Here is an 18,288-nt window from a genome sequence, read left to right as displayed (position 1 = left end):
ATAATTTAGCCATGGTTCTTTTACTAGACGGAAAAAAAACAGCGAAAAAATTGCTTGATGATTTAAAGAAGCAAATAGAAAGCAGTTCTTTAAAAATAAAATTAGCAACCATCTTTGATCAAAAAAATCCGGGCAGCAGTATGTATGTGAATATGAAAGTAAAAAAAGCTGCTCAAGTAGGTATTGAATCCGAAGAATTTAAAGTTGATGAAAGCTGGAATACCGATAAGGTCGTTTCTTTGGTAAGAAAGCTTAATGATGATCCTACTGTTTCCGGCATCCTTGTTCAATCACCGTTGCCTGAAACAGTAGATGAAAAGATCGTTTTTGATGAAATATCACCGCTAAAAGATGCGGACGGTTTGACTGCTAAGAATCAGGGACTGCTTTTTCAAGATTCTAAGATAGCTCACGCGCTTCCAGCAACTCCTTCTGGGGTAATAAAACTATTAAACGAATATGATTTCGTTTTTTCTGGTAAACAGGCTTTAGTTATTGGGAGGTCAGTTTTGTTTGGCAGGCCAATGAGTCTTCTTTTGGTCAATAGAGATATGACTGTTACATTAGCTCACTCAAAAACACCTAAAGAAACATTGATAAAAGAAGCAAAAAATGCTGATTTGATAATAGTAGCCGTCGGGAAGGCTGAATGGTTCGATCTGCAGGATCTTAAAAATAGTGCAGTGGTGATCGATGTTGGTGCTAATCGCAAAGATTCAAAAGCGGTCGGGGATGTTAATTTTGATGAAGTTTCAAAAAGGGTCGCTGCCATCACTCCTGTACCGGGTGGTGTAGGTCCAATGACGATCGCAACACTAATAGAACAAACTTACAATCTAGCTTTGGAACAAAAAAGGAGAAAAATCAGTATGAAAAAAGCAGTCATAACTGTGGTGGGCGATGACAAGCCAGGTATCATTGCAGCAGTTTCAACGAGACTATCCGAAAATCAGATCAATATCCTTGATGTATCACAAACTTTAATGGACAATGTTTTTACTATGAGTATGTTAGTTGATATCACAAAAGTTGATGATAAGTTTCAAGAGTTGCAAAATTCTTTAAAAGAATTGGGAAAAAATATGTCGGTATCAATTCATACTCAACGACAAGAAATTTTTGACACTATTTCTAAGATTTGAGGGTTTATCAGGTGGATATTAAAAATATTAGCGAAACTATCAAAATGATCGAAGAAGAACATTTTGATATCAGAACGGTCACAATGGGCATTTCGTTACTCGATTGTATTGGCGGCAGCGGTAAAGAAACAGCCGAAAAAGTTTATGAAAAAATAGTTAGCAAAGCCGGGAACTTAGTTTCTGTATGCGAACAGCTGGAAGCCGATTTTGCTGTACCGATAGTCAATAAAAGAATATCAGTCACGCCAATATCTTTAATCGCAGCTAATACGGACTATTCTGGTTTGATCGAGATCGCCAAGAGTTTGGATAAGGCTGCAAAAACTGTTGGTGTTGATTTTATCGGCGGTTATTCTGCTTTGGTCCAAAAGGGAACGGCTCCATATGAAAAGAGACTTATCGATAGTTTGCCTGAAGTTTTGAACAGTACTGATCTAGTGATGTCGAGTGTTAATATCGGTTCAACTAAAGCGGGTATAAATTTGAATGCCGTTAACAAAATGGGCAAAATAATCAAAGAAATTTCCCAAAAAAATCCATTAGGAAATGCTAAATTAGTGGTTTTTGCTAATGCAGTCGAAGATAATCCGTTCATGGCCGGAGCTTTCCATGGTGTTTCAGAAGATGATACCGTTATAAATGTCGGTATATCCGGACCAGGGGTGGTTAAAAGAGCTTTGGAAAAAATTTCCGGTCAGTCGATCGATATTGTTTGTGAAACGATTAAAAAAACGGCTTTTAAAATAACTAGGGTCGGGCAACTGATCGGAAGTCTGGCGGCTCAAAAACTCGGTCTTCCATTCGGAATAGTCGATTTAAGCTTAGCTCCGACTCCTGCCAGAGGTGATTCGGTCGCTGAAATTTTGGAAGAAATAGGTTTGGAACAAGTCGGAACTCACGGGACTACAGCGGCTTTGATGCTTTTAAATGATGCTGTCAAAAAAGGCGGAGTAATGGCAAGCACCAGAGTCGGCGGATTAAGCGGTGCCTTTATTCCGGTATCGGAGGATGCGGGAATGATAGACTCTGCAAAAGATGGGACTTTGACTTTGAGCAAATTAGAAGCAATGACTTCTGTTTGTTCCGTTGGTCTCGACATGATAGCGATTCCAGGCGATACCGATTATGAAACCATTAGTGCGATGATCGCCGATGAAGCAGCTATCGGTGTTCAAAATAACAAGACTACAGCTGTCCGAATTTTACCGGTTCCCGGCAAAACAGTAGGTGATAGCATAGATCTTGGTGGATTATTAGGTTATGCACCGATAATGCCCGTGATTGATAAAAGTTCCGCTTCGTTCATTCATCGCGGAGGGCATATACCCGCGCCGATCCATTCATTTAAAAATTAAATAAAATAATTAGGAGGAAAAATGAAAATTGGATTTTTAGGGGCTGGCCATTTAGCAACCGCTTTAATAAAAGGATTTTTAAAATCGGGTCTTGATCCCGAAGACATTTTTGTCAATTCACCCCATTCGGCTAAAAAGCTTTCTGAAAAATTTTCGATCAAAGCTGATTCATTTCAACATTTGATCAAAGAAGCCGACTATGTGTTTTTAGCTTTTTTGCCAAACCAGCTATCGAATATTTTTAACGATACTGTCGAAAAAATACAAGCTGATAAAGTTATAATCTCTCTGCTTGGCCCTACCTCTATCGACCAATTGGAAAAATTTTTTCCTGAAAATAAGATCGTTAGAGCCATGCCTAATGTAAATGCTGAATTTCAAAAATCAGAAACCGCCCTATCTTTTTCTCATAAAATTGATCTTGAAGATAAAAAATTAGTCGAAAGTCTTTTCAATAGGATCGGGCACGTCACTTTGATCGATGAAAAAAATTTTCCGGTTTTTTCTGCCTTATCCGGATCAGGTCCGGCGTTCGTTGCTTATTTTATCGAAGCTTTATCAAAGAGTTCCGAGAATAAAGGTCTAAACAGCGTTCAAGCATTAGCTAGTTCTTTATACACTGTTCAAGGTACGGTTGATAATTTATTACAAGGATCAAGCAAGCCAAAAGAGTTGATCGACGCAGTTGCTTCACCGGGCGGATCAACTGAAAGAGGGATCGACTTTTTTGAGAAGAGCGATTTTCTTGAGACAGTAGATCAAGCGATCGAACGGACGATTGGAAATGGCAATAAAGAATAAATGGAAGAAAATAGTTATTAAAGTCGGCACTTCAACGATCGTTAAAAAAGACGGAAATATTAATCTGCCTGTTATAAATCAATTGGTGCAGGCATTAACAGCTTTATCTGATCAAGGCAGAGAAATCATTTTTGTAACTTCAGGGGCGATCGGCTTGGCTTTACACCAATTGGGATTAAAAAAACGACCTAAAAGTATACCGGAACAACAGGCGCTTGCCGCTATCGGACAGGCTAATTTAATGGCTATTTATAATCAAAATTTCTCTTTTTACCATCAAATCACCGGTCAAGTACTTTTAACTTATGATGTATTCAGCAATCCTGTTATGAAACAAAACATGTTGAACGCTCTTGGAGAGTTATTAAAAAAGAAGGCTATCCCGATAATCAACGAAAATGATGTGATAGCAGTTGATGAAATGGATCACCAGCATTCTTTTGGCGATAATGATCATTTAGCAGCACTAGTCACTGTTGAAATAAATGCTGATGCACTGATAATATTGTCAGACGTTAATGGTCTTTATGATAAAAACCCGCATCTTTTTTCTGATGCGAAAACGATCAAAAGAATTGATAATGTTGATGATTCTGTCATGCAATTAGCATCTGGAAAAAGTTTATTAGGCAAAGGCGGCATGAGGACCAAACTTTCAGCTGCTGAATATTTAATTCAACATAATAAACAGATGCTATTATTATCAGGAGAAGATCCGCAGAATATTTTAAAAGCAATCAGTGGAGAATCGATCGGAACTTTATTTGCTCATGAATGAAAATAAAAATTTGGATAAAATTATTAATGAAATCGGTATAAACGCAAAAACCGCTTCTTTTGAAACTGCCCAGTTAAATTTGGAACAGAGAAATTCTATTATTAAAAATTTTGCTAAGAATATAGAAAACAACCTAGAAAAGATAATTAAAGTAAATTCCCAAGAGGTGTTCAGCCATCCGAATTTGAACCCAGTTATGAAGAAGCGCTTGGCCCTTGACGAACCAAAAATACGTTCATTGATCGACTCGCTGTATTCTTTGATAAAATTATCAGATCCGCTCAGCGGGCCCTTTGAACAGTGGCAAGCCCCAGCGGGGTTTAAAATAATAAAAAAAATAGTTCCTTTGGGTGTTATTGCGATGATTTATGAAGCACGTCCGAACGTTACGGTAGACGCAGCATCGTTAGCGATAAAATCTGGAAATGCAATAATTTTAAGAGGCGGCAAGGAAGCTATAAATACAAATAAGTTTTTAGTTAGTTTGTTAAGAGAAAGCTTGAAGCAACAAAAATTAAATCCAAACTTCGTTCAACTTATCGAAGATACTTCCAGAGATTCTGCTGATCGCCTATTGCACCTTCGTGATTATCTTGATTTATTGATTCCAAGAGGTTCTCAAAGTTTTATCGATCATGTTGTGAGAACTGCTGATGTTCCTGTTATCGAGACTGGTGCCGGAAACGATCATATTTTTGTTGACGAAAGCGCAGATCAAACGCAGGCGGTGAAAATAATAGTTAATGCAAAAACTCAGAATTCAGCTGTATGCAACGCTGCTGAAAAATTGTTGGTTCACAAAAATATTGCCAAAGAATTCATACCTAAAATTTCTGAAGCTCTTATCAAAAAAGGCGTTGAATTACGCGGGGATAACCAAAGTCTTCAAATATTTCCAGGTATCAAAAAAGCGGAAGATAGCGATTGGGGCAGCGAATATAACGACTTGATCATGTCTATAAAAGTTGTTGACGATTTAGACTCGGCAATCGATTGGATCAGTAAATATACTACCCACCATACTGAGGTTATTTTAACTAAATCTCCGGAAAATACTATTAAGTTTATGAATAGCATCGATGCGGCCGTAGTCATGGAGAATATGTCCAGCCGTTTTACCGATGGTCATGAATTTGGTTTTGGATCTGAAATCGGCATCAGCACGCAGAAATTACATGCGCGCGGTCCAATGGGGATAAAGGCTTTAACCAGCTATAAGTATCAATTATATGGTCATGGAGAAACTCGTTCTTGAATGCCGATTTTAGAGTTGAACGAAAGAAATTTTTAAAAAATAAATCGTTGGTCATTTCACATCGCGGTTTGCCCGCTTTGGCACCAGAAAACACGCTGCCTGCTTTTGAAAAGGCATTGGAAGTCGGAACTGATGGGTTAGAAATTGATCTGCATCTTACAAAAGACGGCTTTTTGGTGATCAATCACGATGAAAGCGTTGATCGTACTTCAAATTCTACAGGTTTGATTCGGGATCTAACTTTACAAGAACTAAAAAAATTAGATTTCGGTTGTAAATTCAATCCTATTTATAAAAATACTAGACTGCTGTCTTTTAAAGAATTTTTGGAATGGTTATCGAAGACGAATTTTAAGGGTATCCTTTTGATCGAACTTAAGACGGATCATTTTGAATATCCAGGAATTGAGAAAAAAGTTTTAAGCGATCTAAAAAATTTTTCTAATGGCAGATGGAAAATTATTTTTCAATCTTTTAATCGTCGAACTATTCTTAATTTACACGGATTGGATCCAAAATCTTTGATATCGAAACTTACATATTCGGTCAATCTTCGTGATATATGGGAATTTAAACGGGGCATTCTTTTTTCTATAAATCCAGATTTTAGAAATCCGCTTAACAGGTTTTTCATTTTTAATTTTAGAAAAATCACTTTTTTCCCCTGGCTTATCAAATTAGAGAGAGATTTTGAGAAACTTTATGATTTACCGATCCCAGCCTTGATAACTAATCATTCAGATAAAGCGATTAAAATACGGAATAATGCAGAACAAAGGAAAAAGGTATGAAAAAGATAATCGTCATCCTTGGTCCCACAGCTTCAGGGAAAACGTCGTTAGGTATTAAATTATCCAAAAAGTTAAACGGGGAAATAGTTTCAGCAGATGCTTTTCAAATATATCGACATATGGATATTGGGACCGCTAAGCCTACCTTGACCGAACGACACCAAGCTGTCCATCATATGATCGATATCAAGGATCCCAAGGAAAAATACAGTGCTTATCAGTTTATGCTTGATTCTCGTGCCGTTATAGACAAAATCATAAATAAGGGAAAAAAACCGATAATCGTTGGCGGTTCCGGCTTTTTTTTGCAAACTCTTTTAGGCGACCGCCAATTATCAACTTCGGATAATCCGGATGTCGACCCAAAGGCATCGATCGATAATAGAATATATGATGCCTTTTTAATAGGATTAGATATGCGGAGAGATTTATTATACCAGCGGATCGATCAAAGGGTCGATCAGATGATCAAAAACGGGCTTGTAGATGAGGCCGAAAAGATAGTTGACATTCCAGGAGAGCTGCCGTCTAAAAAGGCAATTGGATATAGAGAATTTGTTGATTATTTTTACGGTAACAAAACCTTGTCTGATACTATTGACGATATAAAAAAAGATTCGCGTCATTATGCTAAACGCCAAATGACCTTTTTCCGCAACCAATTTAAAGATATTTTTTGGTTTGATGCTCTAGAACTTGCAAAAAATGAACAAAAAGTTTACATTGAATTGAAAAATAGAAACCAATTATAGACCAATGTTAATAAAGCTAACATTTTATAATTACAAAGTCTATAATTTTAGTCAAATAGAGGTTGTAAGAAATGGTTGATGAGCATTTAAAAAAAGATTTAGCTATATTGCCTATCAGTACTGTCAGGGCACTTACGAATTTATCTGATCGACAAATTCGTTATTATGAGAGCCAAGATTTGCTGACGGCAAAAAGAGGAAAGGGCGGTCAGCGTCGTTTTTCTCTTAATGATGTTGAGCGATTGATAGATATTAGGAGCATGATGGAATCTGGCGATAGTTTAAAGGATATTCGCGACCTTTATCGGACCAATCGAGTTAAAAATCAAAATAGCGATCGGAAAAAACTCGTCAAATCGCTTGAAAGCGAGTTTCTTAAAATCGGAAGGTTGGAGAAGAATTAATGGCTAAAGTTACTAAAGACGCAGTTAAAAAAATAGTTGAAGACCAAGGAGTTGATTTTCTAAGAGTTATGTTTACGGATGTTTTTGGCGTTATTAAAAACGTTGAAATCCCCGTTAGCGAACTAGATACAGTCTTGGATAATGATCTTCTTTTTGACGGCTCTTCAATTGATGGTTTCGTAAGGATCGAAGAGTCTGATATGTATCTATATCCAGACTTAGACACTTTTCAGGTCTTGCCAGATTCCATGACTGGCGAAAGAGATGGAAAAGTCGCAATGGTAGTTGCAAATGTCTACACAAGCGACCGCAAACCATTCATTGGTGATCCGCGAAATAATTTGATTCGTCTTTTGGGTGAAATGCGAGAAGCAGGTTACAGTGATTTTAACGTTGGTACCGAACCAGAATTCTTTCTTTTTAAACTTGATCAAAATGGCAATCCAACGATGGAATTAAATGATGATGGCGGTTATTTTGATTTAGCTCCGTTGGATCTGGGCGAACATGTTCGTCGAGAAATAGTATTAACTTTAGAAACGATGGGATTTGAAGTTGAAGCAGCTCATCATGAGGTAGCTCCTGGACAGCACGAAGTTGATTTCCGCTACGCTGATGCTTTAAGAGCGGCTGATCACATGCAGCTGTTTAAATTGATAGTTAAAACAGTTGCTCGGAAAAATGGATACTATGCTACTTTTATGCCTAAACCGATCGCTGGTATAAATGGAAGCGGCATGCACACTAACATGTCTCTTGCAGCTGATGGCAAAAATGTTTTTGCTGATCCGTCGGATAAATTAGGTCTTTCAAAAACTGCTTACCATTTCTTGGGCGGATTATTAGAACACGCTGCAAATTTTGTAAGTATTACAAATCCAACTGTTAACTCATTCAAAAGATTAACACCGGGCTTTGAAGCACCTGTTTATATCGCATGGTCGGCGTCAAATCGTTCTCCGATGGTTCGTGTCCCAGCGTCTCGCGGTGAAGGCACACGACTTGAGCTCAGGATGGTCGACGCTACAGCTAATCCTTATCTTGCATTCGCAGTCACACTTGCATCTGGACTTGACGGCATCAAAAAGGAGACTACACCTGAACATTCGGTTGATAAAAATATTTTCTTGATGGATACAGAAGAAAGAAGAAAAGCCGGAATAAAAGATCTTCCAGATACATTGTTAGACGCAGTTAATAACATTCAAAAAGACCCTGTGATCGTTGAAGCTATTTCAAAGCGGATAGCTGATACTTTTGTAGAAGCCAAGAGATTGGAATATCAATCGTATAGGGCTTCTGTTTCAAAATGGGAACTAGATCATTATTTAAAAACTCTTTGATTTTAAAAAATAATATAATTCTTAAAGTCCGTTCAGGGCTTTTTTATTTTAAACAATTTATAGTTTTTTTGTCTTTGTCTGTAAAATAATAAATAGAGGTTTTTTAAATGGATCAGGGCAAAAAAATGTTGATTGATAATATGATAGGTAGCAAAATAGAGTATTTATTGAATTTTCAACGGTCGATCGACAATGAAAATATTCCGATGATTTATCAATTGCTGGATTCAGCTAGATATAATAGCCTGATCAACGGCTGGTCGCAGGCCGATGATAACAGGGTCCTTAACTCATTGGTCGAGTCTCTTAGGTTTGAATTAGCTGAATTTACGGCTCCTTATTTGATCGATTATTTAAAAAAATATTTCCCTTTTTTTAAGATTCAAAAAAAACAAAGATCAGTATATTCTGTGACCTTCGGTTATTGGCCATCAGCACGAGAAATCGGCTTGTTAGATACCTTGCGTGTTGAAATAGTTTTCGACAAGAATGAACTTTCTGCGGTAAAAGAGTATATGAATGATCAAAAAAAATCGCAGGATGACGATGTTCAGATACAAGAACTTAATAAGATACAGACTATTTATCAGAAAAAAAGCGATGCAACTATACAAGCGATCAAAAAAAACGAAGAAGAATTGATAAAATTATCAAAAAAAAGAGCCGTTTTAAAATTAGAGCAAGAACAAATTGAAAAGTATTTTGGTAGTTTTGAACATTTTATAGATAAAGCTAACCATTTATATGTTGATTACATTAATCATCTTTTAGAGGACAAAAATGAGCCAGAAAAATAAGGGGACATCTATAGATCTCAGTTTATTATCTGATTTTCAAAAAAAACTTTCTAAAGACAGTTTTGCATTGAATAAACTTGATCAATATATAAAATCTTTTGTCAGGTCCAACGATGTGAAGTCAGTCGTTGATAATACTGATTTTTTGATAAAATCAACAAATAATTATACGCAGATCCTTCCATTATTTCATTTTGACGAATCATTTTGGCTGGCACAATCAATAGTGAAGATTTTTAGATTGAAAAATAACGATTTCTTTTCTTCTTTGAATCTTTCTGGGCAGCTTACCTCGAGTTTGAGGTCTGGTTCGCTGCCTAATTTTGAATTTTATTTTATTTCTTCCAAAATACCGGCAGGCGGATATTATTTTAAAGATGCAGCTTACAATAAAACTATTTTCTATTTAGATTTGCAGCACCGGCGTTTTTTTATAAATCCGCGAGGTCTTATTGACATTATTGAATCAAAACTGGGCAGCTTATTAAATGAAGCACAAATCAGAAATTTTACACGATCTTTAAATTTACTCGCTGATTCTTTTTTTACTGATGAGTTTGCTTTGGATCTTAATATAATTCAACCGGAAAATGATGCTGTTTTTGAAATTGAAAGTTTGGATTTGCCGGCAATCGTGACAGATAAGTTATTTATCGCTTCGCAGGCCAATCAAGTCGATATTTTTGCTTTAGACAATGGTTTTCAACTTAATTTTAGCGAAAATATCAAACTTCTATTTGTTTCTAAACTGGATAATTTAGGTCACTCGCAATGGTACTTCAGAGTTATCGATGAGAATAATTCTTTTTCCTTTTTTGATCTTCTTGCTAATTACTCTTGGTTCAGGTCTTGGTATTTAGAAAATATTGATTTTTTGCAAATCGTATTTCGTAAAGAAATTTTTAATTTTACGTGATTTCAATCTATTTTTTATGTATACTATAACGGTACGCGGAAGTGGCTCAACTGGATAGAGCATCGGAGTTCTAATCCGCAGGTTGTGGGTTCGAGTCCCACCTTCCGCATTTTTATTTATTTAATTTAGTTGAATTAACTATGAAGAGAAGCTTTTTAACATTAATATCTGTGGCTGTCGTTCTATTATTGACGGCTTATTTTGTTTATCCAAGAGCATCATATGCCGGAGTAAGGATGTCAGAAAAACAATACAAGCAGGTTCAAATATCAAAAAAAAATATTAGTAAGGTGATTACCAGCTTAAAGAGATATCGACCTAGAAAACCATCAACGGTCACAGTACTTAAACGTGATGTAGATAAAATGATTTCAGAAAATGGTCAAAATCTTTCCAGCAGTGATTTCGATCGTTTAGAGAAAGCCGCCGGAGATCGTGGAAACGGCTTGCTTGCAATAGTTGAAAATGCACAAAGGGGCAGCTACATGATAGACGCGTCAGTTGCTTCCGGCCTGCATTCTAATTTTGCTGTCATCGTTTTACAATCGGCACGATCGGCAACAGAATCGGAATCTCAAGCTAAAAAAGTAGCTAATAAAATACAGCGTGATTTGAGTATCGATTCCCGCCTTTATTCGATCGGTTCCAGAAACTAGCCTTGTGTATAATTGTTTTTTTTGCTAAGATTAATGAGTTGTTGCATTGCTTCAACCACTCTAAAACGGTTTTAAGTGATTAAATTCCGCCGCAAAGGTGAGTCTAAGAGGAGGCCAGATGGCTAATAAATACGCAGTTATCGAAACAGGCGGCAAACAGTATCGTGTTTCCGCTGGAGATTCGATCTATGTTGAGAAATTAGAAGTTTCGGAAGGTGACAAAGTTACTTTTGACAAAGTTTTGTTACTTGATGGAAAAGTAGGAAGTCCCTTTGTTGATGGTGCCTCAATCACGGGTACCGTTGAAAAACAAGGAAAACAAAAAAAAGTCGTTACATTTAAATATAAGGCAAAGAAACATGGCCATGTTAAAAAGGGTCATCGCCAACCTTATACTAAAGTAACTATTCAGGAATTTTAATTTAAAAGAGGACACTATGTTGGAAAAAATTGAGAACTTAATCAAACTTGCCCACCATAAGGGGGGCGGATCTTCAGCCAACGGACGTGATTCTGCAGGACGTCGTTTGGGTGCAAAACGCGCCGATGGACAAGATGTTTTAGCTGGAACGATTATTTATCGTCAAAGAGGAACCCATATTTATCCAGGTAATAATGTGGGTCTTGGTGGTGATGATACTTTGTTTGCACTTGTTGACGGTGTTGTTCGTTACGAAAGAAAGGGTAAAGATAAGCGTCAAGCTTCGGTTTATTCTCGTGAAGAATATCAAGAAAAACTTGATGCAATAACCAAGTAAAAATTAGCGGGTTACCGCTATTTTTTTATAATAAAATGGAATATCAGTATAGTAAAAGAATATTCAGAGTTAGGAAATTTCTTGAATATTTTAAAATTGATTCAATAATTATTTACAATGGTCTTAACATCCAATACTTAACCGGTTTTGACGGCGGAACCGGTGAAGGTGTTTTGGCGATCAGCAAAGATAAAGCTGTTTTGATCACTGACGATCGTTATCAAGAAGCTTTTACTAATAATTTACCTGAAGAAGTTAAATTGTTTATTACGCGAGATTATTTTGGCGACTTGATCAAAATCGTTAATTCTTGGAAGCCTAAAAAGACTGGTTTTGAGTCTACGATTCCCTATGAAATTTTTGATTACATCGACAGAAATATTGATTCTGATCTTATTTCTGTCCCGGGTGCTATTGAAGCATTACGAGAAATAAAGGATCAACAGGAAATAATAAATATTGAGGAAGCTGCAAAAAGATCCGTCAAAGCTTTTAACCGCCTTTTGAAATACATTAAAAAAGGTCAAACTGAAAAAGAAATCGCTGATCAGCTAGAATTTTATGCAAGGGAAGAAGGCTTGCAGAAATCCAGTTTTGATACTATTGTTGCTTCCGGCGAAAATTCAGCAAAACCGCATGCAAAAGCATCTTCTCGAGTTATAAGGGATGGTGATTTTTTGACTATTGATTTTGGATATTTTTTTAATGGTTATACATCAGATATCACTCGTACTTTAGCGATTGGAAAACCGAGCGACAAAAATATAAAAATCTATAAAATCGTTAAAGAAGCTCAAGAACGTTCTATAAATATGGTAAAAAGCGGTCAAAACTTGGATGATGTTGATCGAGCTAGTCGTTCATATATTTCAGAATCCGGATATGGTGATTTTTACAACCATGGCGGCGGACATGGAATCGGTCTTGATATACACGAAGGGCCATCGATCAATTCGGTTTCTGATGACGAGGCCTCAAGCGGACAAGTTATAACTATCGAACCAGGTATCTATATACCGAATGAAATGGGCGTAAGAATTGAGGACGATATTCTTGTTGAAGAAGATGGGTTCAAAAATCTTACAGAAGGAATTTCAAAAGAACTTATTTCTATTTTGGATTGATTATGGCAATTAGATTAAATTATTTTATTTTTTATATTGGAAACATAAGTTACGGTTTTGATTATATATATACAAAAAGACATAATGGTCATGCTTTTTATTTGCGCCGGCCGCCTTTATCCGAAATTGCCAATGTACAAAGTGAAAAATTTGATTTTTATAATCCGCACTATTCTTCAGAAAATCATACTCCGTTTACTTGGAAATATGATGAAAAATTCACTGATTTGACGAGAGTTTGGGATCATTTTAGTGAGGTCGTGTTGGCTTTTATTGAAGATTGGGCTGATGATTATAGAGCTCCGGTCGACCTTGATTCTGATAAAAATGTTGAGTGGGGGATCCGTTTTAATTCACCTAAATTTGTAGACGAGCAGTTTATTTTTGGGGTGAACGCTTTTCCACCAAGATTCGATGATTTTGTTAACTATATAAGAAGTTTTGATCCCGAAGCGCCAACCAAGGTCCCTGATAATTTACCTTCTACTAAGGGTAGATTTGAAAAATAATTTTGAAAAAGTTTAAAAGATTTCGTAAAAACAAAGTATGCGAGAAATTTTAAACTTTTTTTTATTAATGAAGGACAATAAAAAAATTGCTTATGTTTTTTTATCAGTTTTTGTTTTGGTCATATCAATTGCGCTTGTGATTTTTTTAGCTTGAATCTACCAAGCAAGCAAAATGATTCGATGAGTATCAATAAAAGAAGTGATGAAAATCTTTTAGATTTAAAAAGAGATGAACATAAAAAATCTGTTATAAAAAAAGAAAAGGGGAAAGTGCTTCAACAAGCGAATTCTTTTTTTGTTGATGTAAAAGGTTCTGTATCTTACCCGCAAGTTGTCGAGGTAAAAGAAGGAGATATCGTTCAAAAAGCAATTAATCTGGCTGGCGGGACTAATTCTGTTGCCGACTTGAATCAGTTGAATTTAGCAGAAAAACTTATCCCGAATCAAGTCGTATATGTCCCCTTTAAATCCGAGAAGATACCCGAACAATTTCTCACCAAGGCTAAAAATATCGAAAATGAAGATACCAGTGATAATTCGTCTGGATCTAAAAAAGTCATAGATATTAATGAATCTAATTCGTCTGACTTACAACAAATAAATGGTATCGGCAGCAAGAAGGCAGATGAAATTATTAAGTTTAGAAACGAGAATGGCCATTTTAAAAGTATAGATGATCTAAAAAAAATATCAGGTTTTGGCGACAAAACTGTTGAAAAATTAAAAGAGTATCTCAAAGTTGGTTAAGCATTGTTATTGAAAATATTTCAACAACGAGATATCCTTTTTTCATCTCTTGTTATCGCTGCTTTTTCTGGTCTATTTTTTGATATTTCCTTAAATACTATTATTATTTTCCTTTCTATCGGCTCGTTTTTCTTATTAAAAACTAAAAAAATTAAATACATCTTTATTGTTTTATTAATTTTCTTTTTTTCGTTTTTCGTTTTTGAAACTAGTTATGATCAGCAAAAAGTCAAAGTAAACACTAATTCTGATTTTAAATTAGTATTTTTTCCTGATCAAACAAATATTGATGGGGATATATTGAGAGCTGCTGCTTTAGAAACATCCTCGAGACAAAAAATTTTAGTTTATTATCAGTTAAAAAAAAAAAGAAAAGATTTTTTTTGAAAAAATGATGAAAATTTATTGGTTTTTTAAAGGGCGATATTGGAAACATTTCAGAACCAACAAATTTCAACCAATTTAATATTCGAAAATATTATAAAAGTCAAAAAATTTCTAATCAAATAAATAATGTTTCTTTAATGCAAGTTTCAAAATATAAGACCGGCTTATCTTTCCAGACCATATTTAATCTCTTACATACATTTAGAAAAAAAGTTATTGTCTTTTTTGATAAGATGCCGGCACCTCTTTCTGATTATTCAAAATCATTGTTGATTGGCGAATTGGAAAAAGATTTTTATGATCGTTATCCTGGTTTAACTGAACTTGGTTTAATACATTTATTTAGCATCTCAGGCTTTCAATTAAGTTCTTTTTTTAAGATACTTCGCAAGTTGTTTATGATGCTAAGACTTACTAAAGAAACTTCGTTAATAGTGATTGCTTTATTGATGCCTCTATTTTTTGTTTTTGCTGGAAGTGCCCAATCCTTGTTAAGACCATTGATAGCTATAGAAATTTCTATTTTTTGTTTTTTTAAGAATATAAAAATATCAAAAGTAACTATTTGGTCAATGTCATTAATGATCGGCATCTTTTTATCTCCGATGATTTTAAATAATCTATCCGGACAATTGTCTTACTTATTAAGTTTTTGTTTGATTTTTGCTTCAAAATTAAATAAGTTCAAGCTTGGTTTGCTTATGAGTTTTATAAGTATGCCATTAATACTTAATACTAAATTCAGCTGGCATCTTTTGAGTGCGCCGGCAAATTTTATTGCAATACCATTATTTGGAAAAATAATAATCCCGATCGTGATCTTAGCATCTCTATTTTGTTTTTTTAATATCAATTTTTTGCTGATGTTACTGAATCAATCAATAAAGATATTTGCCTTTATTTTTGAAAGCATAGCAGAACTGCCCGGGAAAATAAATTTCGGATCTTTACCGAACTATATGATAATTCCAATCATTATTTTTATCTTTTTTGTATTTGATGAGAATAAAAAAATAGCTTTTTGGGGAAAAGCTGGTGTATTTTCTTCTCTGCTATTTTCTTTTATACTGATTCGATTTCCGTTTCAAGGAGAGCTGTCTTTTTTTGATATCGGCCAAGGCGACTCGATTTTTTTTAGATCTCCGTTGAACAAGCAAACCATAATGATAGATACTGGTGGGAAGATCAATTTTTCTAAAACTGAATCATGGCAAAAAAGAAAAAGTTCCTTTAATCAAGTAAAATCTATAAGCGGAAACTACCTTAAGTCTCTCGGGATTTTTTCTCTGGATTATTTGATACTAACTCATGGCGATCTAGATCATATTGGAAACGCAAAATATCTTTTTCCTGAAATATTGGTTAAAAATTTACTGATTCCTTCCGGAATGATAGGCACGAGATCCTTTAAAAAGGAAATAGAACCTTTTTTGAACGAAAAGACAAAAGTAATTCAGGTGACCGATCGAACATCATTAAGAGAATTTAATTTTAAAATACTGCATCCTTTTAATACTGGCCAAGCTAAAAATGAAGACTCAATCGTGACATATGGCCAAGCCGGTCCGATAAAATTTATTTCAACAGGGGACTTAGACAAAAATGGCGAACAGAAAGTAAAGAAAAGATATCCAGGCTTAACTGCTGATCTTATTAAATTAGGCCATCATGGATCAAATACTTCTAGTGATGAGGATACTTTAAAGGCTTGGAAAATTAATATTGGAGTAATTTCTGCTGGACGATCGAACCGATACGGCCATCCAAAACAAGAAGTTTTACAAACTGTTAGAAAATTAAAGATCAAAACTTTTAATACACAAGTTCATGGCATGATAAGATTCCGTTATACTAGTAAACGAGGTATTTTTGAAACTTTTATCCATAGTGATGACACCAACTGAATTTGATAAACAATTAAAGAAAAACGATCTTCCTGCTCTTATTGTTTTTCAGGGGGACGAGGATTATTTGTCTGATTTAGCAATAAACAAAATATCTAAGTTGAATAAAAGCGATGCAGAAGGCTTTGATTTTATCAGGTATGATTTTCGCTCTTCTAACATTACTCAAATTATTGCTGATAGTCGAAATATATCTTTTTTTGGTCAGAGAAGATTTATAATCGTTGACTTTCCGGTTTTTCTGGCAGGCAAACAGCCTTTGAAAAAAAACGAGGAAAAAATTTTAGATGATTATTTGAATTTACCCGAGGGGAACAACACCCTTCTTTTTAATGCTGTTAATCTAAAGCTGGACAAAAGGAGAAAAATAGTTAAATCCTTATTAAAAAAATCTTTATCTGTTAATTTTGAGAATCCGTCTGAAAATTATGTAAGAGTGTACGCAGACAATAAATTGAAAAAATCAGGACTTTTTATTGATTCTGATCTTTTAGATTATTTTTTGGAAAGGGTATCTTTTAATTTAAGATCGATCGATAAAGAATTAGATAAGTTGATGTTATACGCAAAAACAAATGAAATTACAAAAGAAGCTGTGGACCAATTGGTACCCGCTGAAATCGATTCGACCGCTTTTGATTTAGTAAAAATGCTGAACAATAAACAAATCACTGATTCTATAAGGTTATACGATCAACTTTTGGATAATGGCCAGTCCCCAATTAAAATAAACGCCTTGCTCATATCTCAATATCGTTTGTTGATACAGGCGAAATTTTTAAATTTAAGTTATCAAAGTTTGGCCTCAAGATTGAAAGTTCATCCATATAGGGCGAAATTAGCTTTGCAAGAAGTAAGCAAACGTAATAGTTCCACCTTAGTTAAAGCCTTTCTTTATCTTTCTGACATTGATTTTAAATTAAAATCTACTTCCTTAGATCCAAAAATGTTGTTTGAGCTTTTTATTAGTAAATTTATATAAAAATGTTTTTGAGTAAAACAAAAACGCCAACGGATTGGCGTTTCTTTAGGAGACACGGGGATTTGAACCCCGGCGCCGACTCAACATCGGTTCGGCGGATTTCGAGTCCGCTGCATTACCACTCTGCCATGTCTCCATGCAAAGCACAAAAACAATTCTAACAAAAAAACATTATGGTTAACAAGTGAAAATTAAAAAATTTGATTTCGGTATAAAGCTACTACTATTCCTAAAATTGATACTTGGTGTACGATTATGGGATCCATCGTATCATTTTCCGGCTGCAGCCTGTAACGACCGTTTTCTTTGAAAAAACGTTTTACAGTAGCTTCTTCATCACCGCCGAATTCATCAGTCATCGCGACGACAACTTGTCCATTTTCAGCGTAATCTTGTTTACGTACGAAAATAAAATCGCCATCAAAGATTCCAATTTTGATCATTGAGTTTCCTGAAACTTTAAGAGCAAACAAATCACCTTGAAATCTTTCTAAGTCTTTAGGTAGCGGCAGAAAGTCAGTAGCTTTTTCTTCAACAGCAAGTATAGGCATTCCGGCAGTTACTAGTCCTGTTATCGGAACTCTGCCTGACTGTGATGGGACTCCTAAAGCGATCAAGCCGCGCTCCGTTATTTCTATTGCTCTGGGTTTTGTTGGGTCTTTGTGAAGATAGCCTTTTTTTTCAAGTCTATCGATATGGCCATGTACGGTAGAAGTCGAAGAAAGTCCCACCGCTTCACCAATTTCTCTTACAGTTGGAGGGTAACCTTTTTCATTTTGTTTTTTATATATAAAACGTAGGATTCCTAATTGCTTGCTTTCTGTCATTTTTTACCTTTCTGTAAGGATGTTGCTACATACAATTATAACTGACAAATGGGATTAAAC

At 35.2% G+C, this 18,288-nt stretch carries 20 protein-coding genes, 2 tRNA genes, 1 pseudogene and 1 other annotated feature; of the genes and pseudogenes, 21 read left to right on the top strand and 2 right to left on the bottom strand.

Annotated features, from left to right (window positions below; translation table 11 throughout):
• Positions 1 to 11: 11 nt before the first annotated feature.
• The 21 genes and pseudogenes from ACKP2L_RS04670 to holA all read left to right on the top strand — a co-directional run.
• Positions 12 to 854, top strand: a pseudogene (locus tag ACKP2L_RS04670) (bifunctional 5,10-methylenetetrahydrofolate dehydrogenase/5,10-methenyltetrahydrofolate cyclohydrolase); the annotation flags it as partial.
• Positions 855 to 869: 15 nt separating this feature from the next.
• Entirely contained in the window at positions 870 to 1,142 is a 273-nt protein-coding gene (locus ACKP2L_RS04665) for an ACT domain-containing protein (protein WP_439426203.1), read from the top strand.
• A gap of 11 nt (positions 1,143 to 1,153) precedes the next feature.
• Positions 1,154 to 2,497 carry a PFL family protein gene (locus tag ACKP2L_RS04660; RefSeq protein WP_439424711.1) on the top strand — a complete coding sequence of 448 codons (1,344 nt, stop codon included), beginning with the start codon at positions 1,154 to 1,156 and terminating at the stop codon, positions 2,495 to 2,497.
• Positions 2,498 to 2,518: 21 nt separating this feature from the next.
• Entirely contained in the window at positions 2,519 to 3,298 is a 780-nt protein-coding gene (proC, locus tag ACKP2L_RS04655) for a pyrroline-5-carboxylate reductase (protein ID WP_439424710.1), read from the top strand.
• Complete coding sequence (gene proB / locus ACKP2L_RS04650; RefSeq protein ID WP_439424709.1) at positions 3,282 to 4,076, top strand: glutamate 5-kinase; 795 nt, start codon at positions 3,282 to 3,284, stop codon at positions 4,074 to 4,076. The genes proC and proB overlap by 17 nt, the downstream gene beginning before the upstream one ends.
• A complete protein-coding gene (locus tag ACKP2L_RS04645) occupies positions 4,069 to 5,331 on the top strand; it encodes a glutamate-5-semialdehyde dehydrogenase (RefSeq protein ID WP_439424708.1) in 1,263 nt (420 codons plus the stop codon). Before proB ends, ACKP2L_RS04645 begins: the two co-directional genes overlap by 8 nt.
• Positions 5,328 to 6,122 carry a glycerophosphodiester phosphodiesterase family protein gene (locus ACKP2L_RS04640; RefSeq protein ID WP_439424707.1) on the top strand — a complete coding sequence of 265 codons (795 nt, stop codon included), beginning with the start codon at positions 5,328 to 5,330 and terminating at the stop codon, positions 6,120 to 6,122. Before ACKP2L_RS04645 ends, ACKP2L_RS04640 begins: the two co-directional genes overlap by 4 nt.
• Complete coding sequence (locus ACKP2L_RS04635; RefSeq protein WP_439424706.1) at positions 6,119 to 6,874, top strand: tRNA (adenosine(37)-N6)-dimethylallyltransferase; 756 nt, start codon at positions 6,119 to 6,121, stop codon at positions 6,872 to 6,874. Before ACKP2L_RS04640 ends, ACKP2L_RS04635 begins: the two co-directional genes overlap by 4 nt.
• A gap of 71 nt (positions 6,875 to 6,945) precedes the next feature.
• Positions 6,946 to 7,278, top strand: coding sequence for a MerR family transcriptional regulator (locus tag ACKP2L_RS04630; protein WP_439424705.1), 333 nt, complete (start codon positions 6,946 to 6,948; stop codon positions 7,276 to 7,278).
• Entirely contained in the window at positions 7,278 to 8,621 is a 1,344-nt protein-coding gene (gene glnA / locus ACKP2L_RS04625) for a type I glutamate--ammonia ligase (protein ID WP_439424704.1), read from the top strand. Before ACKP2L_RS04630 ends, glnA begins: the two co-directional genes overlap by 1 nt.
• Before the next feature lie 107 nt (positions 8,622 to 8,728).
• Positions 8,729 to 9,418, top strand: a complete 690-nt coding sequence (locus tag ACKP2L_RS04620) for a hypothetical protein (protein ID WP_439424703.1) — start codon at positions 8,729 to 8,731, stop codon at positions 9,416 to 9,418.
• Positions 9,402 to 10,334: a hypothetical protein gene (locus ACKP2L_RS04615; protein ID WP_439424702.1), complete on the top strand. Its 933-nt coding sequence runs from the start codon at positions 9,402 to 9,404 to the stop codon at positions 10,332 to 10,334. The genes ACKP2L_RS04620 and ACKP2L_RS04615 overlap by 17 nt, the downstream gene beginning before the upstream one ends.
• 35 nt (positions 10,335 to 10,369) lie before the next feature.
• Positions 10,370 to 10,443, top strand: a tRNA-Arg gene (locus tag ACKP2L_RS04610).
• A 127-nt stretch (positions 10,444 to 10,570) separates the two neighbouring features.
• Positions 10,571 to 10,990 (top strand): hypothetical protein, encoded by a 420-nt coding sequence (locus tag ACKP2L_RS04605; RefSeq protein ID WP_439424701.1) that lies wholly within the window; start codon positions 10,571 to 10,573, stop codon positions 10,988 to 10,990.
• Positions 10,991 to 11,033: 43 nt separating this feature from the next.
• Positions 11,034 to 11,105, top strand: a sequence feature (ribosomal protein L21 leader region).
• A 3-nt stretch (positions 11,106 to 11,108) separates the two neighbouring features.
• Positions 11,109 to 11,411 carry a 50S ribosomal protein L21 gene (gene rplU / locus ACKP2L_RS04600; protein ID WP_439424700.1) on the top strand — a complete coding sequence of 101 codons (303 nt, stop codon included), beginning with the start codon at positions 11,109 to 11,111 and terminating at the stop codon, positions 11,409 to 11,411.
• A gap of 16 nt (positions 11,412 to 11,427) precedes the next feature.
• Positions 11,428 to 11,748, top strand: coding sequence for a 50S ribosomal protein L27 (gene rpmA / locus ACKP2L_RS04595; protein ID WP_439424699.1), 321 nt, complete (start codon positions 11,428 to 11,430; stop codon positions 11,746 to 11,748).
• Positions 11,749 to 11,783: 35 nt separating this feature from the next.
• A complete protein-coding gene (locus tag ACKP2L_RS04590; RefSeq protein ID WP_439424698.1) occupies positions 11,784 to 12,872 on the top strand; it encodes a M24 family metallopeptidase in 1,089 nt (362 codons plus the stop codon).
• A 2-nt stretch (positions 12,873 to 12,874) separates the two neighbouring features.
• A complete protein-coding gene (locus ACKP2L_RS04585; protein ID WP_439424697.1) occupies positions 12,875 to 13,381 on the top strand; it encodes a phosphoesterase in 507 nt (168 codons plus the stop codon).
• A gap of 180 nt (positions 13,382 to 13,561) precedes the next feature.
• A complete protein-coding gene (locus tag ACKP2L_RS04580) occupies positions 13,562 to 14,128 on the top strand; it encodes a helix-hairpin-helix domain-containing protein (RefSeq protein ID WP_439424696.1) in 567 nt (188 codons plus the stop codon).
• 404 nt (positions 14,129 to 14,532) lie between these two features.
• Entirely contained in the window at positions 14,533 to 16,419 is a 1,887-nt protein-coding gene (locus tag ACKP2L_RS04575; RefSeq protein ID WP_439426202.1) for a DNA internalization-related competence protein ComEC/Rec2, read from the top strand.
• Positions 16,385 to 17,401 (top strand): DNA polymerase III subunit delta, encoded by a 1,017-nt coding sequence (gene holA / locus ACKP2L_RS04570; RefSeq protein ID WP_439426177.1) that lies wholly within the window; start codon positions 16,385 to 16,387, stop codon positions 17,399 to 17,401. The genes ACKP2L_RS04575 and holA overlap by 35 nt, the downstream gene beginning before the upstream one ends.
• A gap of 47 nt (positions 17,402 to 17,448) precedes the next feature.
• On the opposite strand, the gene ACKP2L_RS04565 is transcribed toward holA, so the two are convergent.
• Positions 17,449 to 17,537 (bottom strand) — tRNA-Ser (locus ACKP2L_RS04565).
• 55 nt (positions 17,538 to 17,592) lie between these two features.
• Positions 17,593 to 18,228, bottom strand: coding sequence for a transcriptional repressor LexA (gene lexA, locus ACKP2L_RS04560; protein WP_439426176.1), 636 nt, complete (start codon positions 18,226 to 18,228; stop codon positions 17,593 to 17,595).
• Between the last annotated feature and the right edge of the window lie 60 nt (positions 18,229 to 18,288).

Origin of the sequence: Oenococcus alcoholitolerans, from assembly GCF_051852995.1 — a bacterium.
GTDB classification, from domain to species: Bacteria; Bacillota; Bacilli; order Lactobacillales; family Lactobacillaceae; genus Oenococcus; species Oenococcus alcoholitolerans.
This window is presented reverse-complemented; position numbering and strand designations above follow the sequence as displayed.

Bases quoted from the DNA above. Each gene is read 5' to 3' on its own strand.
- lexA (WP_439426176.1), bottom strand. From the start codon at position 18,228: ATGACAGAAAGCAAGCAATTAGGAATCCTACGTTTTATATATAAAAAA.
- proB (WP_439424709.1), top strand. From the start codon at position 3,282: ATGGCAATAAAGAATAAATGGAAGAAAATAGTTATTAAAGTCGGCACT.
- ACKP2L_RS04615 (WP_439424702.1), top strand. From the start codon at position 9,402: ATGAGCCAGAAAAATAAGGGGACATCTATAGATCTCAGTTTATTATCT.
- ACKP2L_RS04665 (WP_439426203.1), top strand. From the start codon at position 870: ATGAAAAAAGCAGTCATAACTGTGGTGGGCGATGACAAGCCAGGTATC.
- ACKP2L_RS04635 (WP_439424706.1), top strand. From the start codon at position 6,119: ATGAAAAAGATAATCGTCATCCTTGGTCCCACAGCTTCAGGGAAAACG.
- ACKP2L_RS04580 (WP_439424696.1), top strand. From the start codon at position 13,562: ATGAGTATCAATAAAAGAAGTGATGAAAATCTTTTAGATTTAAAAAGA.
- glnA (WP_439424704.1), top strand. From the start codon at position 7,278: ATGGCTAAAGTTACTAAAGACGCAGTTAAAAAAATAGTTGAAGACCAA.
- ACKP2L_RS04630 (WP_439424705.1), top strand. From the start codon at position 6,946: ATGGTTGATGAGCATTTAAAAAAAGATTTAGCTATATTGCCTATCAGT.
- rplU (WP_439424700.1), top strand. From the start codon at position 11,109: ATGGCTAATAAATACGCAGTTATCGAAACAGGCGGCAAACAGTATCGT.
- ACKP2L_RS04605 (WP_439424701.1), top strand. From the start codon at position 10,571: ATGTCAGAAAAACAATACAAGCAGGTTCAAATATCAAAAAAAAATATT.
- ACKP2L_RS04585 (WP_439424697.1), top strand. From the start codon at position 12,875: ATGGCAATTAGATTAAATTATTTTATTTTTTATATTGGAAACATAAGT.
- proC (WP_439424710.1), top strand. From the start codon at position 2,519: ATGAAAATTGGATTTTTAGGGGCTGGCCATTTAGCAACCGCTTTAATA.
- ACKP2L_RS04645 (WP_439424708.1), top strand. From the start codon at position 4,069: ATGAATGAAAATAAAAATTTGGATAAAATTATTAATGAAATCGGTATA.
- ACKP2L_RS04590 (WP_439424698.1), top strand. From the start codon at position 11,784: ATGGAATATCAGTATAGTAAAAGAATATTCAGAGTTAGGAAATTTCTT.
- rpmA (WP_439424699.1), top strand. From the start codon at position 11,428: ATGTTGGAAAAAATTGAGAACTTAATCAAACTTGCCCACCATAAGGGG.
- ACKP2L_RS04620 (WP_439424703.1), top strand. From the start codon at position 8,729: ATGGATCAGGGCAAAAAAATGTTGATTGATAATATGATAGGTAGCAAA.